This window comes from Oligosphaera ethanolica, assembly GCF_030814695.1.
Classification (GTDB): domain Bacteria; phylum Verrucomicrobiota; class Lentisphaeria; order Oligosphaerales; family Oligosphaeraceae; genus Oligosphaera; species Oligosphaera ethanolica.
This window is the reverse complement of the sequence record NZ_JAUSVL010000001.1, coordinates 4,532,399-4,553,787: the sequence shown is the minus strand read 5'-3', so window position 1 is coordinate 4,553,787 and position 21,389 is coordinate 4,532,399. Positions and strand designations below refer to the sequence as shown.

Sequence of the window (21,389 nt, the reverse complement as noted above, 5' to 3'; positions counted from 1 at the left end):
AGCACGGGAACGAACTATGGCTCCACAGATTGATCCCTCCACGCTGAAGATCACCGACATGCGCTTCGCCGACATTGACGGCGCGCCCAAACGCTGTACGCTCATCAAGCTCTATACCAACCAGGGCCTGGTCGGCTACGGCGAAGTCCGCGACGCGTCCAGTCGCAGCTACGCCGCCATGCTGAAAAGCCGCATTCTGGGCGAAAATCCCTGCAATGTCGAGAAGATATTCCGGCGCATCAAGCAGTTTGGCGGCCATTCGCGGCAGGCCGGCGGCGTCTGTGGCATTGAAGTCGCACTGTGGGACCTGGCCGGCAAGGCCTGGGGCGTCCCCATCTGGCAGCTCCTCGGCGGCAAATTTCGTGACCGCATCCGCATTTACTGCGACACCGACTCCGCCGGCGGTGGTCGCGACATGGGCAAGGCGCTCAAAGAACGCATGGACCAAGGCTATACCTTTCTGAAAATGGACCTCGGCATTGAGCTGCTCATGAACGTCAAGGGGGCCCTCAGTGCACCGCTCGGTTTTCTGGAGAAGATGCGCGAGTACAAGAAGACGGTGTTTTCCACTCCCCACGGCTCCATTGATCCGCGAGCGATGCGCGGCGAGGCCTACGATCTCTTCAACACCGCCCACGCCTTCACCGGCATCCACCTGACCGACGTCGGCCTGGACTACCTGGAGCAATACATGGCCGACTGCCGGGCAGTCACCGGCTACGAGATTCCCATCGCCATCGACCACCTCGGCCACATTCCCCTCGAAGACTGCATCAAACTGGCCAAGCGCCTGGAGCGCTTCAATCTGGCCTGGATGGAAGACCCCGTGCCATGGCAGTGGACCGACCAGTACGTCCGCCTCGCCCAGTCCACCACCACGCCCATCGGCACCGGCGAAGACATCTACCTCAAAGAAAGCTTCATGCCGCTGTTCAAATCCGGCGCGCTGGCCGTCGTCCACCCGGACGTCCTCACCGCCGGTGGCATCATGGAAACCAAGAAAATCGGCGACCTCGCCGAAGACCACGGCGTGCAAATGTCCATCCACATGGCCGAAAGCCCCATCGCCTGCATGGCCGCCGTCCACGTCGCCGCCGCCACGCGCAATTTCATGTCGCTGGAAGTCCACTCGGTGGACGTGCCCTGGTGGGACCAGCTGGTCAAGGGCCTGCCCCAGCCGCTCATCCAGAACGGCTATATCGACGTGCCCAACGCACCCGGCCTGGGCATCACCGAACTCAATGAAGAGCTCATCGCCGAAAAGCTCCACCGGGACTTCCCCATCGCCTGGCAGCCCACCGACGAGTGGGACAAGGAATGGGCCAACGACCGCCAATGGTCCTAAGCAATAACCAGAACAACAAGATCAGCAGTCTTTTCTCTCGCACCCCTAAGTGCCACCTCAACCCCAAGGAACAGTCATGCCCGCACGCGACAACAACACGCCCATCACCATGAAAGAAGCCGGCCTCATGAACCTGGGACAGCTCGTGCAAACCCGCGAGCGCATCCCCAACTGCGAACTGCCCATTCCCATCCGCGAACTCTGCGAACGCTACGAAAAGCTCTACACCGGCTGCATCAACGACGTCATGCGCGAACTCTGCCTCCTCGACCAGAATCTGCCATCGTCCATCATGCCGCTGCGCGACGAAATGGTCGTCTGCGGCGAGGCCTTCACTGTCAAGAGCGCCCCGAACGTCCTTATCCAGGGAGAAATGACCTTCCGCGCCAAAATGCTCGACGACATGAAGCCCGAGGGTCTCGTGGTTTGGGATACCTCAGAGGACGTCGAAGCGTCCCTCTGGGGCGGCGTCATGACCGCTACCGCCAAAAGCAAGCAAATCCGCGGCGCGGTCATCGCCGGCGGCATTCGCGACACCAAACAGATTCTTGAGCAGGACTTTCCCGTCTTTTACAAGTACCGCACCAGCAACGGCTCCCTCGGCCGCTGTATGATCACCCACTACCAGGTGCCTATCCGCATTGGCAAGGTCACTGTCCGTCCCGGCGACATCATCTTCGGCGATATCGACGGCGTGCTCTGCATCCCCCGCGAAATCGCCTACGACGTGCTCCTGCGCGCCGAAGGCATCGAACGCAACGAAATCGACATCTTCTCCTGGGTGCGCCAGGGCGACTCAATCGCTGAAATCATTGCCAAAGGCGGCTATTTCTAGGCCTGAAAGCGAGCCACTATGCTCAACGAACTCTTCACTCTCAAAGGCAAACGGGCGCTGATCACCGGCTCCAGCCGCGGCATCGGCCGCGCCATCGCCATGCTCTATGCGGAAGCCGGCGCGCACGTAATAATCCACGGCAGCAAGCCATCCGCCAAACTCGACGAGGCACTCGCCGAAGCCCGGGCCCTTGGCGCCAGCGCCGAAGCCGTCAGCGCCGACATCGGCGATATCAACGCCGTCAAGGGCCTCATCCAGGCCGTCGGCGACGTGGATATCCTCGTGCTCAACGCGTCCATGCAGCACTACCAGACCGTCCCGGATTTCGATCCGGAGACTTTCGCACTGGACGTCAATGCTAACCTGCGGTCGTGCTTCCTGCTGCTGCAGGGATTTCTTCCCGGCATGCAACAGCGGCGCTTCGGGCGCATCATCAGCATCGGCAGCGTCAACCAGTGGCGCCCCGGCGCGCGGTTGGCGATCTACGCCAGCACCAAGGCCGCGCAGTTCAATCTCGTGCTGAATTGCGCCCGTGCCTACGCCGCCGACGGCATCACTGCCAATTCCATCTCGCCCGGCGTCATCGACACCGACCGCAACGCGGAGGCGCTGGCCGACCCGGCCATCGTCGAAAAACTCCGGTCGCTCGTGCCCGCCAGGCGTTTCGGCAGCGCCATGGACTGCGCCGGCGCCGCGCTCCTGCTGGCGTCGCCCGCCGGCGCCTACATCAACGGCGCCGATATCGCCATCGATGGCGGCATGAAACTCTGAGTGACCGCATAAGAAAAACTCCAAAACGCCTACGGGCCGCCGGTACCATGTGCCGGCGGACCGTTTGGGTTGAATGACTTGCTGTTACGCGTCATCAGTCACGGCTGATGCGCAGCTCCTGGCCGGCGCGCATGGGCCGGTCAATGAGGCCGCTGCCGCTAAACTGCTCGTCGCCTAGCCGCGCCACGAGAGTCCCCGGCAGGTGCGTGACCAAGCGCAACCGCGCGTCGCGCGTCGCCTTGACCGTGATTGCCAGCGGCCCCCGCTTCTGATAGTCCACGCTGACGCGGAACCCGCCCGGCGCGGGCATGTCCGTACAGCGCAGCTGCCGCCAGCGCGGCGGCATGCCCGCCAGCAGCTGCAGCACGCCCTGGCGGCTATGCAAAATCATGTCCTGGATTGCGGTGACGGCGCCCATAGTGGCGTCCATCTGCATAATGCGGGGATTGCCCGCGTGCAGACTGAAGCCGGTGAACGCCGCGTCGTGCAGAGTCCCGCCGCCGGCATTGGTGAAGACCCGCTGCCAGATTTCCAGGATCAGCTCGGCCATGTGGCCGTTGTTGAAGCGACTGTTGAGCATGGACGCCCAGGTCATGCACCAGCCAGTCCAACGGCTCATGCCCTTCTCAATCCAGCGATGGCGGCTGCGGGCAACAATGTCCCGCCATTCCGGCGCATCGGCATCAATAGTGTCAAATGGGCACAAGGCCGCCAAATGGGAATGATGCCGATGACTTTCTTCCAGCGTCAAGCCATCCCAGAGCCCAATCTCCTGCTTGCCGTCGGCACCCACCAACGCCGCCATTGGCAACTTGGCGCGAATTTCCAGCCAAGCCGACGCGGGCTTCTCGCCCAGCCATTCGGCCGCCGTCAGCAGATTCATCGCCAGACGGTGTATTGCCGCCAGCTGGAAACTGGCGTTGGCACCCCAGGCATTCATGGCCGCACCGCGATACTCTGGCGAGACGCTCACCGGCAAGACCAGCTGGCCATCCGCGCCGCGCTCCAGCATCGCCTCGAAGACGCGCATGGTCCCGCGCATGAAATCAAAAGCGACATCGCGGAGAAATTTTTGGTCGCCGCTGTAATCGACGTAGTCGAACATCATTTGTGCGATCCAGGCGGCGCAGGCGTGGTCGATGGTGCCGGTCCAGAACGCGCCCATGCACGTACAGTGATCGTCAACGGCGTGGGGCAGCATGTAGCCGTCGTCAATGCCGATGAAATGCCGGGCGTTGCGCCGCAGCAAGTCCCGCCAGGACCAGACGAGATCGAACAAGGGCCGCAGATGCTCCAGGCGGTTGGCACGATAGGCAGGCCAGTAACACATCTGAACGTTGATATTGAAATGGTAATCGCCGGACCATGGCGGTAACGCGTGGTCCTCAATCCACGGTCCCTGCAAGCCAGCGGCAACGCCATCGGGCGCCGTCATACCCGCGAATTTGAACAGCCCGAGGTAATACAGGTCCTCCAGGCGCTCGTTATCCAGCGCGACCTGCGGGACATCCCGCCAGTAGTCATCCCACCAACGCTGATTCGCGGCGCTCAAGTCGTCCCAGAACCAGCCGTTGTCCAGAGCGTCCAGTCGGGCCTGCAGGGCCGGCACGTCCGCCGCGCGGACAAACTGACCGCTGAGCTGATTGTAGTAGTGCTTCACCACCAGCGCGTAGGGCTCGTCGGCGGGCATCGGTTGCAGAAAGCCCGTCCAGCCCGTTGCGGTGGCCACGGCCGCTGGCGCTGCAAATGATATGGCCGCCATGGCGCCCCTGGTCAGCTCGAAGGCGGAAATCACCCGGAACTGCTCAAGGTCGTTGCATTGACAGGCGAAACGCCCCTTGTCGCTCATGTCCAGGCGCAGGAGACAGGCATTTTCCACGCCGTCCCGGCTATACACCGCCCGCAACAGACCATCGCCAAGCTGCACCTCGCAGCGTTCAAGACGGCAGCCATCCTGCAAGGTGATTTCCAGGCGCCCGACGGGGATCAACGACGGCCGCGCCGGCTGGCCGGCGATCTGTTCGGTGTCCGTAGCAAAAATCGCCTTGATTGCTCCGGCATCGCCCTTGTCAAGCGCCGCCCGGATGTCCGCCAGATTCTGCTTGGCAGTCCAGTTCATACCGCCGCGGTGGTCCCACAGCGCGGCGCTGCCCACCGTGACGCTCAGCGTGCGCTCCGCACCCCACAGCATCAGGCCACAGCTACCGTTGCCCAACAAAGTGCCCTCGTGGACAAAGGCCAGGGGAAAATCATGGGAAATCACTCGTTCCATGTTCAGTTGTCTCCTTCGCCGGCGCTTTGCACACTCATAGACGCCCAACACCTGCCCATCCGGCGAGAATGGCTCCGGAACGGGCCCCATATCACCATCACAACGCGGCCCAAAGGTGCCCAGCCAGGGCTTCATCGACTCTCAGGCTAACAGATAGCGGTTCACTATCGCCACGCCGCTCAACATCGCTCCGACAATCCCCAGGAAGCCCTGGTCTGTCCCGCAGAGGTATAGCCCGTCCTGCGAGGTCTGCCCGCTGGTCAGTTTGTCGCTACTGCCATAGATCGCCCCGTTGATACGGCCCGTGTAGCGGCTGATGGTCTTGGGCGTAAACATGTCGCAGGATTGCAGCGCCGCCTTGAAGCCAGGCTTCCACGCATCCATCATGGCAACATGCTGCGCCATCAACTCGTCTTTCGCGCGACGATAGTCGGCTGGCGACAAGGCATGCCACCAGCCCGGCGCCGCCAGATGCGTCAAGCGCACCAGCCGGGCGCAGTCCGTGTCTTCACAACCGACATAGTTGCCAGGCATACACACGACGTGGCTGTCGGGATCAACACCCGCAGCCGGCGGCCGAAAACGGAAACTGGTCGTCGTATTACGGAAGATCACGCAAGCGTCCAAACCAAGCTCCCGCGGATGGCAGTTCAGCTGGCATAGCGTCTCGGTAAAGCCCTGCTGACCCGGCGACATCGCCGACAGCTCCGGCGGCGGCGCCTCGGCACAAAGTCGCGCTGTCTCCACGCCGCCGGCGCTGGAGAGCAGCGCCGACGCCGTGTAGCTCGCACCGTCGTCCGTGGTCACCACTTGCCGGCCGTCAGCCCTCCGGGAAATGGCCCGCACGCCGACGCCCAGCGACAACTCGCCGCCCTGGGCGGCGAAGCGGTCGAGAAGCACCTGCAAAAAGGGCCGCATGCCATGCCGCGGCCGGGCAAAGCCCTCAAGAATCACACTCTGGAAGATGATGCAGAACTGGTTGAAGTCCATGTCATCAACCTGGGCGTTACCGTAATACATGACTGGACAAAACAGCATGTCCTGAAGCTGTGTCGAGTCGATGTACTCGCCGACGACCTGCCGCGCCGAAAGACGCAGCGCCCCTGGCGACAGCGCGTCCGTCGCCCGAATGCGCGCCACTAGGGCATTGAATCCCGCCGTCTGCGCCGGGAAAAGTTTGCCAACCTGGGCCGCAAAAGCCGCAAAGTCGTTGTTTAGTCGCAGCGTGCCAAAGGGAAAATCAATGAGGGAGAAGCTCTGTGGACACAGGTCGAGCTCCTCGCGACGAATGCGCAGCTGCCGCAGCAAGGTATTCAAGGGCGCGCCACGCTGCCCCGCCGGCACAAAGTTGGTGAGAGCATGCAGTCCCGTGTCCATGGCGACGCCGGAACGCAGATAGTAGGAGTTCATCCCGCCAGGCAGGCGATGACGCTCAAAGATCCGCACGCGCTTGCCATAATACGTCAGGCGCAGGCCGGCCGACAACCCCGACATGCCCGCGCCAATGATGATGACGTCATAGCTGTCCATGCCAAACCGTTACGAGCGCTTGTCTGTAGTGTCAGCGTTACTGTCGGAACCAGACACCGGCACCGTTGCCTCCGGCGCCTTGCTTGCATCCGTGGCTCCGACAGTGGCAGCCGCCACCTCATCAGTGTGTGCATCTGTCTCGGCCGGCTTCTCGGCATTGCTGCCATCGGGCGTGGCGTCGGGCAAATCGTCCGTCAGACTCTTGGATTCGGGCTCCGGCATACCCAGGAGTTCGTAGACTTCAGCGCCCTGCATGGTTTCGCGATTGAGCAGCGTCTCCGCTAGCAGTTCCAGTTGCTCGCGATGCTTCGTCAGCAAGGCGGTAACCCGAGCTTCGCCCTCTTCCACCAGGCGGCGGATTTCCAAGTCAATCTCCCGCGCCGTCTCGGGGCTATAATCTTCGCTGCGGGTAATGTCGCGACCGATGAAGATATGTTCTTCGCGACCGATGTAGCTCAGCGGGCCCATCTTTTCGCTCATGCCCCACTGGCAGACCATCTTCTTGGCAATGTCCGTCGCATGGCGGATGTCCATGGACGCGCCGCTGGTCAGTTCGTTGAAAATGAGTTTTTCGGCTACCCGCCCGCCCATGGACACGGCAATGTCGTCAAGCAATTCGCCGCAGGACATGGTGTAGCGATCCTGCTGCGGCAACTGCATGGTGGCCCCCAGATAGGCGACGCCACGCGGTATGATCGTCACTTTGTGCAACGGCTCGCTGTGCTCACTCAGAAGGCCAACCAGCGCATGGCCGGCCTCGTGATAAGCCGTGATCCGGCGGTCCTTCTCGTCAATCTTGCGACTGCGGCGCTCCTTGCCCCAGCGGACTTTGTCCCGCGATTCCTCCAACTCGACCATGCCAACGGTGTCCTTGTTCATCCGGGTGGCCAAGAGCGCCGCTTCATTAATCAGATTGGCCAGGTCCGCACCGCTGAAGCCCGGCGTGCCGCGTGCAATCACCCGCATATCCACCGCCGGATCCAGGGCGACTTTCTTCGCGTGGATGCAGAGAATGTCGTAACGGCCACGTAAATCCGGCAGGTCGATGGCGATCTGACGATCAAAACGACCGGGACGCAGCAAGGCCGGATCAAGAACGTCCGGGCGGTTGGTAGCCGCCAGCACGATCACGCCGGAATTGGCTTCGAAGCCGTCCATCTCCACCAACAACGCATTCAGGGTCTGCTCGCGCTCATCGTGCCCACCGCCAATGCCGCTGAAACGGGAACGGCCAACGGCGTCAATCTCGTCAATGAAAATTAGGCAGGGCGCGTGCTTCTTGCCCTCTTCGAACATATCGCGAACACGGCTGGCGCCAACACCAACGAACATCTCGACGAAATCCGAGCCGCTAATGGAAAAAAACGGCACGTCGGCTTCGCCGGCAATGGCCTTGGCCAGCAGGGTCTTGCCCGTGCCGGGCGGTCCGACCATCAGCACACCACGAGGAATGCGGCCGCCCAAACGCTGAAAACGCTGCGGCGCTTTGAGGTACTCCACAATCTCCTGCATCTCATCTTTGGCCTCGGTGATGCCAGCAACGTCCTTGAAAGTCACTTTTTCCAAGGACGGATTGAGCATCCGCGCCCGGCTCTTGCCAAATTGCATGGCGCCACGATTCGCCGAGCGAATCTGCCTGGTGAACAGAAAATAAAAAACGCCAACCAGCAGCACAATCGGTAACAGCGACAGGATGATATTCAACAGCAGGTTGTTCGAAGAACGCACATCGCGCATCACGCCCGACTCACGCAGCATCTTGTCAAAGGAATCCGTGTAGATCACTTTGCTGCGATAAGCCCGCAGCCCCTCGGCGCTGCCCAGGGGCACGTCCTCAGGCCAAAATTCGCCCACCAGCAGCTGCACACTGCTGGACTGTTGCTCTTCCAACGTCACGCTGTGAATACGGCGCCCCCGCAACAGCTCTTCAAACTCGGCCGCCTTCAGATCCACGACCTTGGCCGCAGCGCCGCCACGGAAGGTCATGATCATCAGCAGCGGTCCCAAAAACAACAATACGGCCCAAAAGGCCAGGTGCTTCATCGGCGTGGGTAGCTTCTTGCCCGATTTTGGGCGTCGGTCCCGCGGGGTCTCAGTATCATCAGCCATGTGCGTGCTATCCTGAACTTTCTTCTATACCTAGATCGACTTCAACTCATTCATGCAACCGAATCCACAAAAAAAGGCCTTCAACCCCTTCAGGCTGAAAGCCCTGATTGTCCTGCCAGCAGCCAACTGCCAAAGTCATGCCTGCACCTGCCAAATAAATATCCGGTGCGGCTTTTCTCCCCCTGCAGTTGAACCATCACTTACTCATTTTGATCAACATGTACACCAGCAGGGCCAAAACGACAACGCCCAATCCCGCAATGAGCGCAATGAAAAGCATTGTATGCTTCTTGTTCTCACGCAAGGCGCCATTGCGCTTCATCTTCGAACGACCGGCCAAATTCTTCATGGCCGTGACCGATACGTCAACCGTGCCTGTCTCCTCCAGGTTGATCACCGTCGTCGCCCGCATATCCGAGCGGCGTTCCTCACTGTTGTCATAGAGTATCTCAACGCCGCCAACCTGAAGAATGTCACCGTTATTCAAGGGTACGATCTCAGTCTGGACTTTTTCACCATTGACACGAGTGCCATTGGTGCTGCCTTCATCGCGAATGGCGAATGAGCCAGGAGCCTGCTGAATCAGAGTACAGTGGTGGCCACTGATGGTCGGGTCAGCAATACATATATCCGCACTCTCTGAACGACCGATGGTATACTGCTCGTTCGTCAAAGAAAATGACGCGCCACGCATCTGCTCTGACAAGATCAATATTTTTGCAGCAGCCATGTTTTTTCCTTCTTTTCTCCTGAAAGTCCTTTGACCCAGGCTCTCCGCACCCGCACTATCACACACTTTCACAAGCCCGTGCGAGCATCAGTACTCATTCCACAGCCAGACAACGGATAAATATAGCCGAAATTGCCACTTTGTGTAATTTTCTTACAAAAGCAATGCATTTAACTTATTGAAACGCTGATTGCTTCCGAGCCGTTGGCCATGTTTGCCAGATGACTGACACTCACCTGAAAAACCCGTCAGGCCTTCACTGTTGGTGCTTGCCGTCCCCGTGCTTTTCTGAGGCGAGCAACTCCTTAATGTAGTCTTGTGAACGCTGCGCGGCCGCCCATGACGGGTATTTCGCCGCCAATTCCTGCCAGGTCGCCAAGGCATCGCGCCGACGCCCCAAAGCCAGGAAGATTCGCGTGGCCAAAAGCATCGCCCGAGGGCTGTACACGTCGTCCTCGGCCAAAATAAAACACTTGACCGCGTACGGCAAGGCCTGTGACGGGCTGTTTTCGTCTTCAAACAGGACTTTAGCCGTTACCCAGCGCGCGCGGGTAAGCTGGCGGGCATCGTCCCCACCGTCAGTTTTCAACGCCTTGCGGGCACAGAGCAACGCCTGGTCATTGTTCCCCAGCTGCAACTCAATCTCCGCCAACAGCGAGTAGAGTTCCGGCCCGTACAGTGCCATGGCCTCATTGTCGTCGGCAAAACCCTTCTCCAACTCCCAAAGCATTTTCGCAGCCTGCTCCGGCTGACCTTTCAGGCTAAGCGTCTGCGCCAGCCGCAGTCGCGCCCGCGTCGTCCAGGCCGAATCCTGGCGCGCGCTGATCGCCTGCCAGGCCTGCTCAGCCAAGGCGTATTCCTGCAGTTTGTCCGCACTATCACCGAGTTGGTAAAGAATGCTGGGGCCAAGCAACTCCCGCAACGCCGCCTCAGGCGCCGAACTCAGCAGCTCGCTGAAGATCACCAAGGACTCCCGCTGGCGATCCGTTTCAAGCAGGATGCGGCCTAAAAACACCTTCATGGGCAAAATCGTGTGTTCGGGAAGTCCCGATTTGGACAGCATATCCTGCAACACCCGAATGGCTGCAGCGCTATCGCCCTGATTGTAGTGCAGGACTGCGAGCGTCTGGGTCAAGAGCACCTGTTCATCACGTGGTGCGCCGACCAGCAGCTCTTCGGCATAGCGTTTCGCACTCGCAAAGTCCTTGTTGTCCAAGCCGATGCGCAGCAAATAATTTTTAGCAGCTCGCACCAATTCGTCTTCCTGGGGATAGTTCTCCACCAGAAACAAACAGTCGGTTTTCGCCTTGTCAAAATCCTTCGCTTTGTAGGCGATCTCCGCTGCCCGCAGGCGCAGGCGCGCGGGATCAGGCACGCCGTCACGGCTAGCCAGACTTCGCAGCACCGCTGCCGCCTCCGACCACTTTTCCTGTTTACCGAGGATAACCACCAGCAACTCAGTAGCCGGCAGGGTCTGTTTCACATCGTCATGGAAAAAAGCCACTGCTGCCTTGCCAGCCACTTCGGCATCATTGAGCCGGTTGCTCTCCAGGGCCGCGCGCGCCCGCCACAACAGGACATTGCCACTCTCTGCCGCCGCCGGAAAATCCGTTAGAAAGGCCCGGGCATAGTCTTCCACCACGGCGTACTGGCCAGCCATGAACAAGCAGTTGATGGTGTAGGCGCGAGCAACCCGGCGCAGGTCTGCCGCCACTGCCGGCTCGTTGCCTAGGCGCTCAAAATAATACTGTGCCCGCTCGTAGTCGCCCGTTTCCAACAGTGCTTGGGCAAAAATGAAGAGCAGGCCGTGGTCAGCCGTGTCCGGGTAAAGCAGCAGCCATTCGTTGCCTAAGGCAACCACGCGAGCATGCTCACCGGCACGGCCAAGCAATTCAATTCGCCGCCGCCGCGCCTCCTGGCCGAACTGCCCGTTGGGAAAACTGGCGATGTATTTTTCGTAAGCCGCCAGCGCCTCAGCCTCCCGGCCCGCCCCCAACAGCGCTTCGGCCAAGCGATAGGACGCATTTTCAACCAGCCCGTCAGCTATGCCTGTGCCAGCCTGCAGACGGGTGAAAGTGGCCACCGCTTCACTGTAGTGACCGCGCTGTAAGGCCAGCCAGCCAAGATAATACACCGCGTAGGGACGGTATAAATAGCCGTCGGCAAACGGCTGCGCCGACAAAACTCGGAAGGCCGCCATCGCCTCGTCCTGCTTGTTCAATTTCAACTGGCACTGCCCCCAGAAATAACGCCCCTGTTCCGCGCGCAGAGCGTCTTTGCTGGCGAACAAACTGGCAAACAGAGCCGCTGCCGCGTCGTAGTTCCCGTTGCTGAAATGCGTGTCCGCTTCCAACAGGGTCAGACTTTCGTGATTGCCATTGGCCGGATAGCTCTGCTTGAACTCGGCGATTTCCTGGAGCATGGCATCTTTTTTGCCCTGCCCGCGCAGGCACTCAATCAAATAAAGACGGGCCTGCTGCACCAGCGCGTCGTTAGGATAACGGGCAACGAAAAGTCGGAACTGCGGCTCGGCCAAGTCGTAAAATTCACGCCGCAGGAGCCCCGTCGCGTGAGCGTACTGCGTGCGGGCATCGGTAATGTCTTCGACGACTTGCTGGGAATGCACTTTCCCCACTGCCAAGAACAGCAGCGCACACCCGCACATCATCAATAGACGCGACGAAAACCAGACGGCATTAACTACTTTGTGACTGGCACCACACCGGGTCATTCAGGCCGCCCCTCTGCCGGTATGGACGCAAAGGCCACATTGTGTATCTTCACCCGCGTGCAGATATCCAGCACGGTCATGACCGACTGGTGCCGGGAGTTGCGGTCCGCACGAATGACCACGGGATATTCCTGAAAGGCATCCGCAATCTCCGCCAACAGCGATTCGAGGCGTTCCACCGACATTTCCTGGCTGTTGATGTAGATCTTGCCGACTTCGTCCACATTGATAATCACTTCGCCGCGCTGCCGTATCCCCCGCGTGCCGCTGTCCGCCGTCGGTACCGTAATGCCAAGCTTGTGCTCCCAATGGGCAAATATCGTCGCCGCCATGAAGTGAATGAGCAAAATGAAAATAATATCCAGCATCGGGGCCATCTGAAACCCCACTGAGTTCTCCTGGACTTTGTTTCGGAAATTCATCGGTGGACTCCGTATCGTTTAGCGCATCGGGCGATTGCCATTGCCATTACCACCGCCAACCGGCACCAGATGCTGCAGCACCGAATTGCAGGCAGTCTCCAACGCGCTGATCTGGCGGCTGAGGCGACCGCGGAGAATGTCGTAGGCCGTCATGGCAAAAATACCAACAATCAAGCCACCGAAGGTCGTATTCATGGCCTGGGACACACCACTGGCCAGCGCGTCGGCCTTGTTGATGATGCTCACGCCGCTCTCCAACCCGGAGAAAGAGACCATCATGCCCCATACCGTGCCCAACAGTCCCACCATCGGCGCAATTACACTCAAATCCAGCAGGTACTGCAGACGAGACCAAAGCAAAGTAGCCTGACGACCGCCCTCGTCCTCCATCGCGTCACGCAACCGGCCATAATCCAGCGACTTACTGTCAGGGCAATTCTCCAAGGTCGTCAAAATAATCTTCGCAGCCGTGGAATTATTCTCCCGGCAGAGATCCCGCAGGGTAGCAAGGTCGCCTATCTCAGCGGCATCCTGCGCCTCCAGAATGAACTGTTTGGGATACAATAGGCCGGCCCGAAAAGTGAGGATGTAAAAAATAATCAGGGCAACCGCAAGTAAGGACAACAGTACCAGAATCTTCATGATGTCACCGCCGCGGGACATGATGTCCGTCATAGTCAATGCCGGCACTGCGCCAGTAGCCTCCGCCGCTGCCTGGGTGGCGGTGTTGGCGATGTCCTGGGCCCGCAAACAGGTCGTTGCCGCTGCTGTCCACAGCACGGTCAGCCAAGTTGTTTTCATGTTCATGTCGTTGTTATCCAAGAGTTGCTGTTAATGCCCGCTACCATACCGGCCTGGACACCCTGTTCAGACAGCGCAAATGTCGCTGTAGCATCCGATCCATCATGTTATTTCACAAGGTGTTCGATACAGTAGCCGGCCCATGCGGTTAATCAAGAATCTATCGGCGACGTGCCCGTTTCGACCCGCCGTCGCCCGCGCAGTTCCATGGCCCCACGCAGGCGACGGCTTCTGAGGCCGCTCAGCCGTGGGCCAGGCGTTTGACCAACGCGGCCTCGTAGGCGTCAAAATCAGCGATCGGCGCATCGGCGTTGCCCTGGGCCACCGCAGCCTCGGCCACGCGGCGCGCGACGTGCGGTACAACACGCGGATCAAAGGGCTTCGGAATGACATAGCTCGGCTTCACCGGGCACTCGCCATCAAAAACGCCTGCTGCCGCATCAGCCGGATAGGCCTTCGCCAACTGGGCCTTGACTTCGGCCGGTATCGTCGCCCGAGCGACTTCTGCCAAAGCACGCGACGCCGCCAACTTCATCTCTTCGGTGATATCACGCGCCCGCACATCCAAGGCACCACGGAAGATCCCCGGGAAGCCCAGGACGTTGTTGACCTGGTTCGGAAAATCCGTGCGCCCCGTGCCAACCACGTAGGCGCCGGCAGCCAACGCATCTTCGGGAAAAATCTCGGGAACGGGATTGGCCATGGCCAGCACGATGGGTTTCGCGGCCATACTGCGAACCATATCCTGCGTCACACAACGGCCAACGGAACAGCCCAGGAACATATCGGCGCCCACCAACGCCTCGGCCAAGGTCCGGCAGGGCTTACTGGTCGCGAGGCGTTCCTTCGCTGGATTCATGCCCTTTTCGCGGCCTTGATAAACCACGCCATGACTGTCGCAGATGACCACGTTTTCACGCCGCACACCGGCGAGTATGTAAAATTCCGCACAGGCGATGCCGGCGGCGCCGGCACCGTTGACCACGACCTGCAGCGTGTCCAGGCTGCGGTCAGTCAGGGGCACCGCATTCAGCAGGGCCGCCAGGGAGATGATGGCTGTGCCGTGCTGGTCGTCATGAAAAACCGGTATGCCCATGCGTTCCTTGAGCACGGTCTCGACCTTGAAACAGGCCGGCGCGGCAATATCCTCAAGATTGATGCCACCAAAGGTCGGCTCCAGAGTTTCCGCTACGGCAATGAGCTTGTCGGCATCGGTGTGGCCATCGGCGGTAAACACTTTGCTCAGGCAGATCGGAATCGCATCAATATCTGCAAAGCGTTTGAAGAGCACGGCCTTGCCCTCCATTACGGGCAGGCCTGCCGCCGGACCGATATTGCCCAGCCCCAGCACCGCCGTGCCATCACTGACCACCGCAACGGTATTGCCTTTGCTGGTATAACGATAGACGCTGGCAGGATCATCCTTGATCGCCAGACAGGGCTCGGCAACACCGGGCGTGTAGGCCAAGGACAGATCCTGCTGAGTCTCACAGGGCTTGCTCGAGATAACGCTGATCTTGCCGGGAACCGGCTCCTCGTGATAACTCAGACTCCTGCTCTTCAGACTGTCGTTGCTGCTCATGGCCGTCACTTTCTTTGTTCCTTGCCTAGATAACTGCGGGCCGCATCACCGACCCGGCTTCCAAATACCAAACCGTGAAATATAAACCCGATTCAGACGCCGACACCCCCGCCGCGGAGATTTTGCCACAAATATCGTCATCGGCCAGATGTATGGAACCGGTGAGGCTGTTTGCCAATGGTCGCCGTCGATTGCCGTCGATTGCCGTCGATTGCCGTCGATTGCCGTCGATTGCCGTCGATTGCCAAGAAGTCTCACCGGTTCCAGGCGTCCCATCGAACTGGCTGTTATCTATGGCTGGCTTGTTACCAAGTGTCCTCATGGCTGACCATTTACCAGCAACCAAATCCGGGAGGAGCAATCGCGGCCCCGGTGGGCCCGCTTGCCTTTTGTCCCCGATGTCCATTGTGTCCTTTGCCGCCGATGGTATATTCACGCGTTTCTCGGTTATCCTACTGTAGCTTGTCACCAAATGAGGTCGTTGTCATGATTTTCTCCGATCACACGCTGCCCTTACAGAAAATCGGCTCACTACGCCGCCTGCCATCACGAGACATCCGTCAATCAGCCATTAGTGTCGGCATGGAATGCCTCGACCGCGATGTCTTTAATTTCGACCGCTGCTATGAACAGCTCGGCGCCATCGGCGTCAAATGGGCGCGAGTACAAACCGGCTGGTGCAAATGCGAAACCCGCAAGGGCGAATACGACTTTGCCTGGCTGGACCATATTGTCGACAGATTGCTGGCTGTTGGCGTCCAGCCATGGTTCAATCTCGGTTTCGGCAACAAGCTGTACATGCCCGACGTGTACACCGACGCCGCCGTCGGCTTCGTGCCACTCTACTACCCCGAAGGACTCGTCGCCTGGAAAAAATTTGTCAGCGCTGTCGCCAAGCACTTCCACGGCCGAGTCCGCCGCTGGGAAATCTGGAACGAGCCCGAGGGCAAGAATTTCTGGCAACCGAGCAATCCTGATCCCCGCGAATATGCCCGACTCATCCGAGAGACCGCGCCGTTGATCCGCGCCGAGATCTCCGATGCAGAAATCGGTTCCTGTCTCGCCGGCATGGTCAATCTCCATTACTTCCCGGGCTTTGTGGCTACCGGTATCGCTTCCGAGTTAGACTTCCATTGCTTCCACAACTACAACATCCTCCCCGAATTGAATCTGCACTGCGCGGTCCAGGCTCAGCGCCGCAGTTTTGCGGCCCACGGCGGCAGCCACCTCAAACTCGCCATGGGCGAAGGCGGCTACGCGTCCTATTTCCCCGCCGGCCACTGGATGGGCACCCACGTCATGGCCAGCGAAAAGAACCAGGCCAAGTGGCTCCTACGCCGCATTGTCGCCGATCTCGGCGAAGACCTCATGATGACGTCCTTCTTCCAGATGGCCGACATGATGGAAAAGCCCTACTCCATGGGCGACGTCACCCGCAAGGACCCCGCCCGCCACGGCCTGCTCAATGGCTTGAGCTACACCCCGAAAATGTCCTACTACGCCATGGCCAGCGCCGCCGCCCTCTTCGACGACGAGACCCTCCATACCGACCTCTACGCCCAGCCCGACACCACCGCCAGCATCCCCCGCGGCACACCCGTGTCCCGGCTTTTTGACCTGGCCCTGAGCGTCGTCACCTTTACCCGCAAGGGCTTCCCTATCTACGCCTACCACATCCCCGAGGATGTCCAGTGCGACTTCCCCGGCTACCGCAATTTCCAGCTGCATTTTCTCCCGGGTGAAGCTGGTCGGCCCATCTGCAATCCCGTCCTCATCGACATGCTCGCCGGCACGGTCTACGCCGTCACCAACACCGCCAGCGTCGCCTCTGGCATACACTGTTGCCAGGGACTGCCCATAGTCGATTACCCGCTGCTGCTGACAGATCGAGACGCCATCAGTGACCGCATTGACGATAAATGATTCCCACCCCCAGTCGTCGCCGGCGGGAAGTCACCACTACGCGTCGAGGGTACTCCTCATAACCACAAGTCACACCCCCCATGACCGTCATTCCAAACATCGTCTACAATCCCAGCTACGGCGAACGCGGCCTGGGTGATCTCTACCTGCCCGAACACGCCGACCAGCACACGCCCATCGCCCTCGCCATTCACGGCGGCGGCTGGTCAGCAATGGACAAAAGCAGCTTCGCCGGCGTCGCCCAATTCCTCTGCGAACTCGGCTTCGCCACCTTCAACACTCACTACCGCCTCTGTGGTACCGCTCCCTGGCCCGCCTGCGGCGATGACTGCATCGAGGCGGCACGCTTCGTCCTCAACGGCGCGCACGACGCCATCAGCACGCTAGATCGCCGCCGCATTGTCATCATCGGCGCCTCCGCCGGTGGGCATTTGGCCCTGATGACCGGCCTGCGCCTGCCAGCCAGCCGCGTCCGCGCGGCCATTTCCATCTCAGGCATCGCCGATCCCCGCCCCGACGCAGCGGCCTTCCCCGACCGTTACCGCACTCTCTTCGGCCACGACGCCACCCCGGCTGATCTCGATAGTATCTCGCCCATGCCCTTCCTGCGCCCCGATGGCCCCCGCCTGCTGCTCACCCATAGCCATCACGACACCGTCGTGCCCATCGCCTCCGCCATCAACCTTGTCGCCGCCGCCAAACAGGTCGGCGCTCCCGTCGAAAGCTACTTTTATCACCGCCAAAATGATGGCCACTGCATTTGGCTTCCGGACAGCAATCCCCACAAGCTCCACCCGGATATCGAAGACGCAATCCGCACCTTCCTTCTCTGATCTATTTTCCCCAATCGTGCCCACCGGCATCTAACCCAGCAACCAAGGAGTACCCCCGCATGATTCATGTCACCATCTGGAACGAGTTCGTCCACGAACGCGAACAAAACAACCTCGGCGAGCTCATTCGCCAATTCTACCCCATCGGCATTCACGCCTATCTGCGTGATGCCCTCAAGGCCGACGATCTCGACATCCGCATCGCCAGCCTGGACGAAGCCGAGCAGGGCCTGCCCGCTGACATCCTCAACAGCACCGACGTGCTCGTCTGGTGGGGCCACTGCGCCCACGACAAAGTCGACAACGCCCTCATTGACCGCATCCAGCTGCGCGTCCAGGCCGGCATGGGCCTCATCGTCCTCCACTCCGGTCACTACTCCAAGGTTTTCCGCCGCATGATGGGCACCAGCTGCCGCCTGCGTTGGCGCGAAGTCGGCGAAAAAGAACGCCTGTGGGTCGTCGCCGGCAACCACCCCATCACCCAGGGCGTCCCCGAAACCTTCACCCTGCCCCATTCTGAGATGTACGGCGAACCCTTTGACATTCCCGACGACGGCAAGCTCATCCTCGCCTCCTGGTTCGAAGGCGGCAACGTCTTCCGCAGCGGCGTCACCTTCTACCGCGACAACGGCAAGATCTTCTACTTCTCTCCCGGTCACGAAACCTACCCCATCTACCACGACCCGAACGTCCAGCGCGTCATCGCCAACGCCATCCGCTGGGCCGCCCCCATCCAGATCATGCCACCACGTACCACGCCGCGCCCCAAGGCCGACGAACCCATTAGCACCCCCAATCCGCTCGCCAAACACGACACCGCCAGCATACACCAGAAGGCCTGATCACCCCAGAGCCGCAACCAATTGCCCAGAGAAAACCACGGGCCGCCAACGCTTTCCCAGCACTGGCGGCCCGTGGTCTTTATTCAGCTAGGTAGCGAGCAAATGCCTCGCTACTGACGCATCAGCGACGCTCTTCGCGCAGCTTCTTGCGTTTGATAACCACTTCTTCAGCAATGGCATTCGGCACGGGCTCGTAAAACTCAAACTGCATGTTGAAGCCCGCTCGTCCCTGAGTCATATTCCGCAGCTCGCTGGTGTAACCAAAGAGGTTGGACAACGGCGCCAGCGCCTTGACCACCTGGATCTTCTCGCCCATGGCCTCCATGCCCATCACCCGGCCACGACGACCACAGAGGTTGCCCGTGATGCTGCCCGAATAATCCGGCGGCGTGGTGATAGCCAAGCGCATCACCGGCTCCAGCAACTGCGGGCCGCCCTTGAGGAAGGCCGCTTTGAAGGCCATCGAGCCACAAAGACGGAACGCCATTTCCGAACTGTCCACCTCATGGTACGACCCGTCAACCAATGTCACCTTGAGGTCCACCACCGGATAACCGGCCTTCGGGCCTTCTTCCATGGCGTCCTTAACACCCTTCTCAATCGCCGGGATGTACTCTTTGGGAATGTTGCCGCCCTTGACTTCGTTGACAAACTCGTAGCCAACACCGGGTTCCTGCGGCTCCAGCTTGATGATCACATGCGCAAACTGACCATGACCGCCAGACTGCTTCTTGTAGCGCTCTTCATGCTCAACCACACGCGTGCAGGTCTCACGATAGGCCACTTCCGGCGCCCCACTATCCACCCCGACACTAAACTCACGACGCAAGCGATCGACAATAATGTCCAAATGCAGCTCGCCCATGCCCGAAATAATCGTGTCCTCAGTCTCCTTGTCAACTCGTACCGTAAAGGTCGGATCTTCCTCGGCCAGCTTCATGAGAGCCGTCATCAGCTTGTCACGATCGCCACGGCTCTGCGGCTTTACCGCCACGCTGATCACCGGCGCCGGGAAATCAATCGATTCCAATACCACCGGCTGCGCTTCGGCACAAAGCGTATCGCCCGTAACCGTGTCCGGTAGGCCAATCGCCGCACCTATCTCACCCGTATACAAGCGCTCGACGATCTCCTGGTGATTGGCGTGCATCCGAAACAAACGGCCAATGCGCTGCTGTTTGCCCTTGGTCGAATTGTACACGTATGAGCCAGACTCCAAAATACCCGAGTACACCCGGACGTAGATCAGCTTGCCAACGTGCTTGTCCGTCGCCACTTTGAACGCCAAAGCCGAAAACGGCTCTTCATCCGAGGCATGACGCACAACAACCGTATCCTCGTCCGGCAGAGTACCTTCCGCCGGCGGAACATCCAAGGGGCTGGGCAGATAATCAATCACCGCATCCAGCAGCCGCTGGATGCCCTTGTTACGAAACGCGCTGCCACACAGCACCGGACAGATCAACTGCGACTCCGTCGCCTTGCGGATCGCCGCACGAACTTCCTCGACATCAATCGGTTGATCCGCGCAGTACTTGTCAAACAAAGCCTCGTCGACTTCGGCCACCGCCTCAATCAGATTCTTGCGCCAGGGCTCGGCGTACTCCTTGAGCTCGTCGGTCAACGGCTCGTCAACCGGATAGGTCCCCTTGGGATCCTCAACGTAGCGGACATGACACATCTGCACCAAGTCAATAATGCCCTCAAACTCAGCCCCCTCGCGAATCGGTATCGCCAACGGCACCGCATTCGCACCAAGAATCTCACGAATCTGCTTCAATACCGAAAAGAAATCCGCGCCAACGCGATCCATCTTGTTCACAAAACAAATCCGCGGCACGTGATATTTCTCCGCCTGGCGCCATACCGTCTCGGACTGCGGCTCAACACCGCCAACCGCGCAGAACAGGCCAATCGCACCATCCAAAATACGCAGACTGCGCTCAACCTCAACCGTGAAGTCCACGTGTCCGGGAGTGTCAATCACGTTGATCTGATGATCACGCCACACGCAGGTCGTCGCCGCACTCATGATCGTGATGCCGCGCTCCTGCTCCTGGACCATGAAGTCCATCGTCGCCGCACCGTCATGTACCTCTCCTAATTTGTGCGTGCGTCCCGTGTAATACAAAACACGCTCCGTACAGGTCGTCTTGCCAGCATCAATATGGGCCATGATGCCAATATTACGTACTCTTGACAAAGGGTACTTACGGTCCATTCTTCTTTCCTTTCACACGCCAACAGTACTGCTCTCGGCAACCGTTTGGCTAACACCACTTGCATTCACTAATACATTGATAAGAACTGACAAAACAAGACATACATCGCCGATCCTAGACAAATAGCGCGCATCTTGAGACCGCAGCGAAAACATATAATATCGTGCCTAAACGCTAAAAAACAAACAATAACTGACATCATGGTATAATTATGCACATTTTTTGCCAACAACGCAATAACGTCCGGCGGATCACAATTCATACGAGTCCGCAATATCGCGCCGACGCCTTGTAGTCAGGAACAACTACCACCAATACCAGTGAACTGCCGCAACGCTCGGTCCCGCCTGGGTGAGGGAAATTGAGAAAGAGTCCATCTCACAATCCCCAACCATTTGAATACCAGCATTGTTATGGCAGATTTTCTGCTCGCCCGACAAT

At 59.5% G+C, this 21,389-nt stretch carries 16 protein-coding genes; 6 read left to right on the top strand and 10 right to left on the bottom strand.

Annotated elements, in window-relative coordinates:
* Positions 1-16 precede the first annotated feature (16 nt).
* The 3 genes from J3R75_RS16005 to J3R75_RS15995 all read left to right on the top strand — a co-directional run bounded on the left by J3R75_RS16005 (position 17) and on the right by J3R75_RS15995 (position 2,951).
* On the top strand, positions 17-1,345 hold the full coding sequence (locus J3R75_RS16005) for a mandelate racemase/muconate lactonizing enzyme family protein (protein WP_307263624.1): 1,329 nt from the start codon (positions 17-19) through the stop codon (positions 1,343-1,345).
* Positions 1,346-1,421: 76 nt separating this feature from the next.
* Positions 1,422-2,180 (top strand): RraA family protein, encoded by a 759-nt coding sequence (locus tag J3R75_RS16000; protein WP_307263621.1) that lies wholly within the window; start codon positions 1,422-1,424, stop codon positions 2,178-2,180.
* A gap of 18 nt (positions 2,181-2,198) precedes the next feature.
* Positions 2,199-2,951, top strand: coding sequence for an SDR family NAD(P)-dependent oxidoreductase (locus tag J3R75_RS15995; RefSeq protein ID WP_307263619.1), 753 nt, complete (start codon positions 2,199-2,201; stop codon positions 2,949-2,951).
* A gap of 94 nt (positions 2,952-3,045) precedes the next feature.
* Here the strand turns inward: J3R75_RS15995 and J3R75_RS15990 are convergent, their stop codons facing one another.
* From J3R75_RS15990 to J3R75_RS15950, 9 genes are all read right to left on the bottom strand, one after another.
* Entirely contained in the window at positions 3,046-5,223 is a 2,178-nt protein-coding gene (locus J3R75_RS15990) for a glycosyl hydrolase family 95 catalytic domain-containing protein (RefSeq protein WP_307263616.1), read from the bottom strand.
* Between the two features lie 141 nt (positions 5,224-5,364).
* Positions 5,365-6,753, bottom strand: a complete 1,389-nt coding sequence (locus J3R75_RS15985; RefSeq protein WP_307263614.1) for a phytoene desaturase family protein — start codon at positions 6,751-6,753, stop codon at positions 5,365-5,367.
* A gap of 9 nt (positions 6,754-6,762) precedes the next feature.
* The gene (gene ftsH / locus J3R75_RS15980; protein WP_307263612.1) at positions 6,763-8,862 is read right to left on the bottom strand and encodes an ATP-dependent zinc metalloprotease FtsH; all 2,100 of its coding nucleotides are present in this window, start codon (positions 8,860-8,862) and stop codon (positions 6,763-6,765) included.
* A 196-nt stretch (positions 8,863-9,058) separates the two neighbouring features.
* Positions 9,059-9,592 (bottom strand): FHA domain-containing protein, encoded by a 534-nt coding sequence (locus J3R75_RS15975; protein ID WP_307263610.1) that lies wholly within the window; start codon positions 9,590-9,592, stop codon positions 9,059-9,061.
* Positions 9,593-9,848: 256 nt separating this feature from the next.
* Positions 9,849-12,218, bottom strand: coding sequence for a tetratricopeptide repeat protein (locus J3R75_RS15970; protein ID WP_307263608.1), 2,370 nt, complete (start codon positions 12,216-12,218; stop codon positions 9,849-9,851).
* A 101-nt stretch (positions 12,219-12,319) separates the two neighbouring features.
* Positions 12,320-12,745, bottom strand: coding sequence for an ExbD/TolR family protein (locus tag J3R75_RS15965; protein ID WP_307263605.1), 426 nt, complete (start codon positions 12,743-12,745; stop codon positions 12,320-12,322).
* Positions 12,746-12,763: 18 nt separating this feature from the next.
* Positions 12,764-13,552, bottom strand: coding sequence for a MotA/TolQ/ExbB proton channel family protein (locus J3R75_RS15960; protein WP_307263603.1), 789 nt, complete (start codon positions 13,550-13,552; stop codon positions 12,764-12,766).
* A 235-nt stretch (positions 13,553-13,787) separates the two neighbouring features.
* Complete coding sequence (locus tag J3R75_RS15955; protein WP_307263599.1) at positions 13,788-15,128, bottom strand: malic enzyme-like NAD(P)-binding protein; 1,341 nt, start codon at positions 15,126-15,128, stop codon at positions 13,788-13,790.
* A 25-nt stretch (positions 15,129-15,153) separates the two neighbouring features.
* Positions 15,154-15,534, bottom strand: coding sequence for a hypothetical protein (locus J3R75_RS15950; protein WP_307263596.1), 381 nt, complete (start codon positions 15,532-15,534; stop codon positions 15,154-15,156).
* A gap of 80 nt (positions 15,535-15,614) precedes the next feature.
* Between J3R75_RS15950 and J3R75_RS15945 the strand changes: the two genes are divergently transcribed.
* From J3R75_RS15945 to J3R75_RS15935, 3 genes are all read left to right on the top strand, one after another.
* Positions 15,615-17,051: a GH39 family glycosyl hydrolase gene (locus J3R75_RS15945; protein ID WP_307263593.1), complete on the top strand. Its 1,437-nt coding sequence runs from the start codon at positions 15,615-15,617 to the stop codon at positions 17,049-17,051.
* Positions 17,052-17,131: 80 nt separating this feature from the next.
* Positions 17,132-17,884 (top strand): alpha/beta hydrolase, encoded by a 753-nt coding sequence (locus J3R75_RS15940; RefSeq protein WP_307263591.1) that lies wholly within the window; start codon positions 17,132-17,134, stop codon positions 17,882-17,884.
* A 59-nt stretch (positions 17,885-17,943) separates the two neighbouring features.
* Positions 17,944-18,726: a ThuA domain-containing protein gene (locus J3R75_RS15935; RefSeq protein ID WP_307263590.1), complete on the top strand. Its 783-nt coding sequence runs from the start codon at positions 17,944-17,946 to the stop codon at positions 18,724-18,726.
* A gap of 121 nt (positions 18,727-18,847) precedes the next feature.
* Here the strand turns inward: J3R75_RS15935 and fusA are convergent, their stop codons facing one another.
* Positions 18,848-20,947: an elongation factor G gene (gene fusA, locus J3R75_RS15930; RefSeq protein ID WP_307263587.1), complete on the bottom strand. Its 2,100-nt coding sequence runs from the start codon at positions 20,945-20,947 to the stop codon at positions 18,848-18,850.
* Positions 20,948-21,389 lie beyond the last annotated feature (442 nt).

Excerpts from the sequence above, each read along its gene's own strand:
- J3R75_RS16005 (WP_307263624.1), top strand. The coding sequence starts at position 17 with ATGGCTCCACAGATTGATCCCTCCACGCTGAAGATCACCGACATGCGC.
- J3R75_RS16000 (WP_307263621.1), top strand. The coding sequence starts at position 1,422 with ATGCCCGCACGCGACAACAACACGCCCATCACCATGAAAGAAGCCGGC.
- J3R75_RS15995 (WP_307263619.1), top strand. The coding sequence starts at position 2,199 with ATGCTCAACGAACTCTTCACTCTCAAAGGCAAACGGGCGCTGATCACC.
- J3R75_RS15990 (WP_307263616.1), bottom strand. The coding sequence starts at position 5,223 with ATGGAACGAGTGATTTCCCATGATTTTCCCCTGGCCTTTGTCCACGAG.
- J3R75_RS15985 (WP_307263614.1), bottom strand. The coding sequence starts at position 6,753 with ATGGACAGCTATGACGTCATCATCATTGGCGCGGGCATGTCGGGGTTG.
- ftsH (WP_307263612.1), bottom strand. The coding sequence starts at position 8,862 with ATGGCTGATGATACTGAGACCCCGCGGGACCGACGCCCAAAATCGGGC.
- J3R75_RS15975 (WP_307263610.1), bottom strand. The coding sequence starts at position 9,592 with ATGGCTGCTGCAAAAATATTGATCTTGTCAGAGCAGATGCGTGGCGCG.
- J3R75_RS15965 (WP_307263605.1), bottom strand. The coding sequence starts at position 12,745 with ATGAATTTCCGAAACAAAGTCCAGGAGAACTCAGTGGGGTTTCAGATG.
- J3R75_RS15960 (WP_307263603.1), bottom strand. The coding sequence starts at position 13,552 with ATGAACATGAAAACAACTTGGCTGACCGTGCTGTGGACAGCAGCGGCA.
- J3R75_RS15955 (WP_307263599.1), bottom strand. The coding sequence starts at position 15,128 with ATGAGCAGCAACGACAGTCTGAAGAGCAGGAGTCTGAGTTATCACGAG.
- J3R75_RS15950 (WP_307263596.1), bottom strand. The coding sequence starts at position 15,534 with ATGGACATCGGGGACAAAAGGCAAGCGGGCCCACCGGGGCCGCGATTG.
- J3R75_RS15945 (WP_307263593.1), top strand. The coding sequence starts at position 15,615 with ATGATTTTCTCCGATCACACGCTGCCCTTACAGAAAATCGGCTCACTA.
- J3R75_RS15940 (WP_307263591.1), top strand. The coding sequence starts at position 17,132 with ATGACCGTCATTCCAAACATCGTCTACAATCCCAGCTACGGCGAACGC.
- J3R75_RS15935 (WP_307263590.1), top strand. The coding sequence starts at position 17,944 with ATGATTCATGTCACCATCTGGAACGAGTTCGTCCACGAACGCGAACAA.
- fusA (WP_307263587.1), bottom strand. The coding sequence starts at position 20,947 with ATGGACCGTAAGTACCCTTTGTCAAGAGTACGTAATATTGGCATCATG.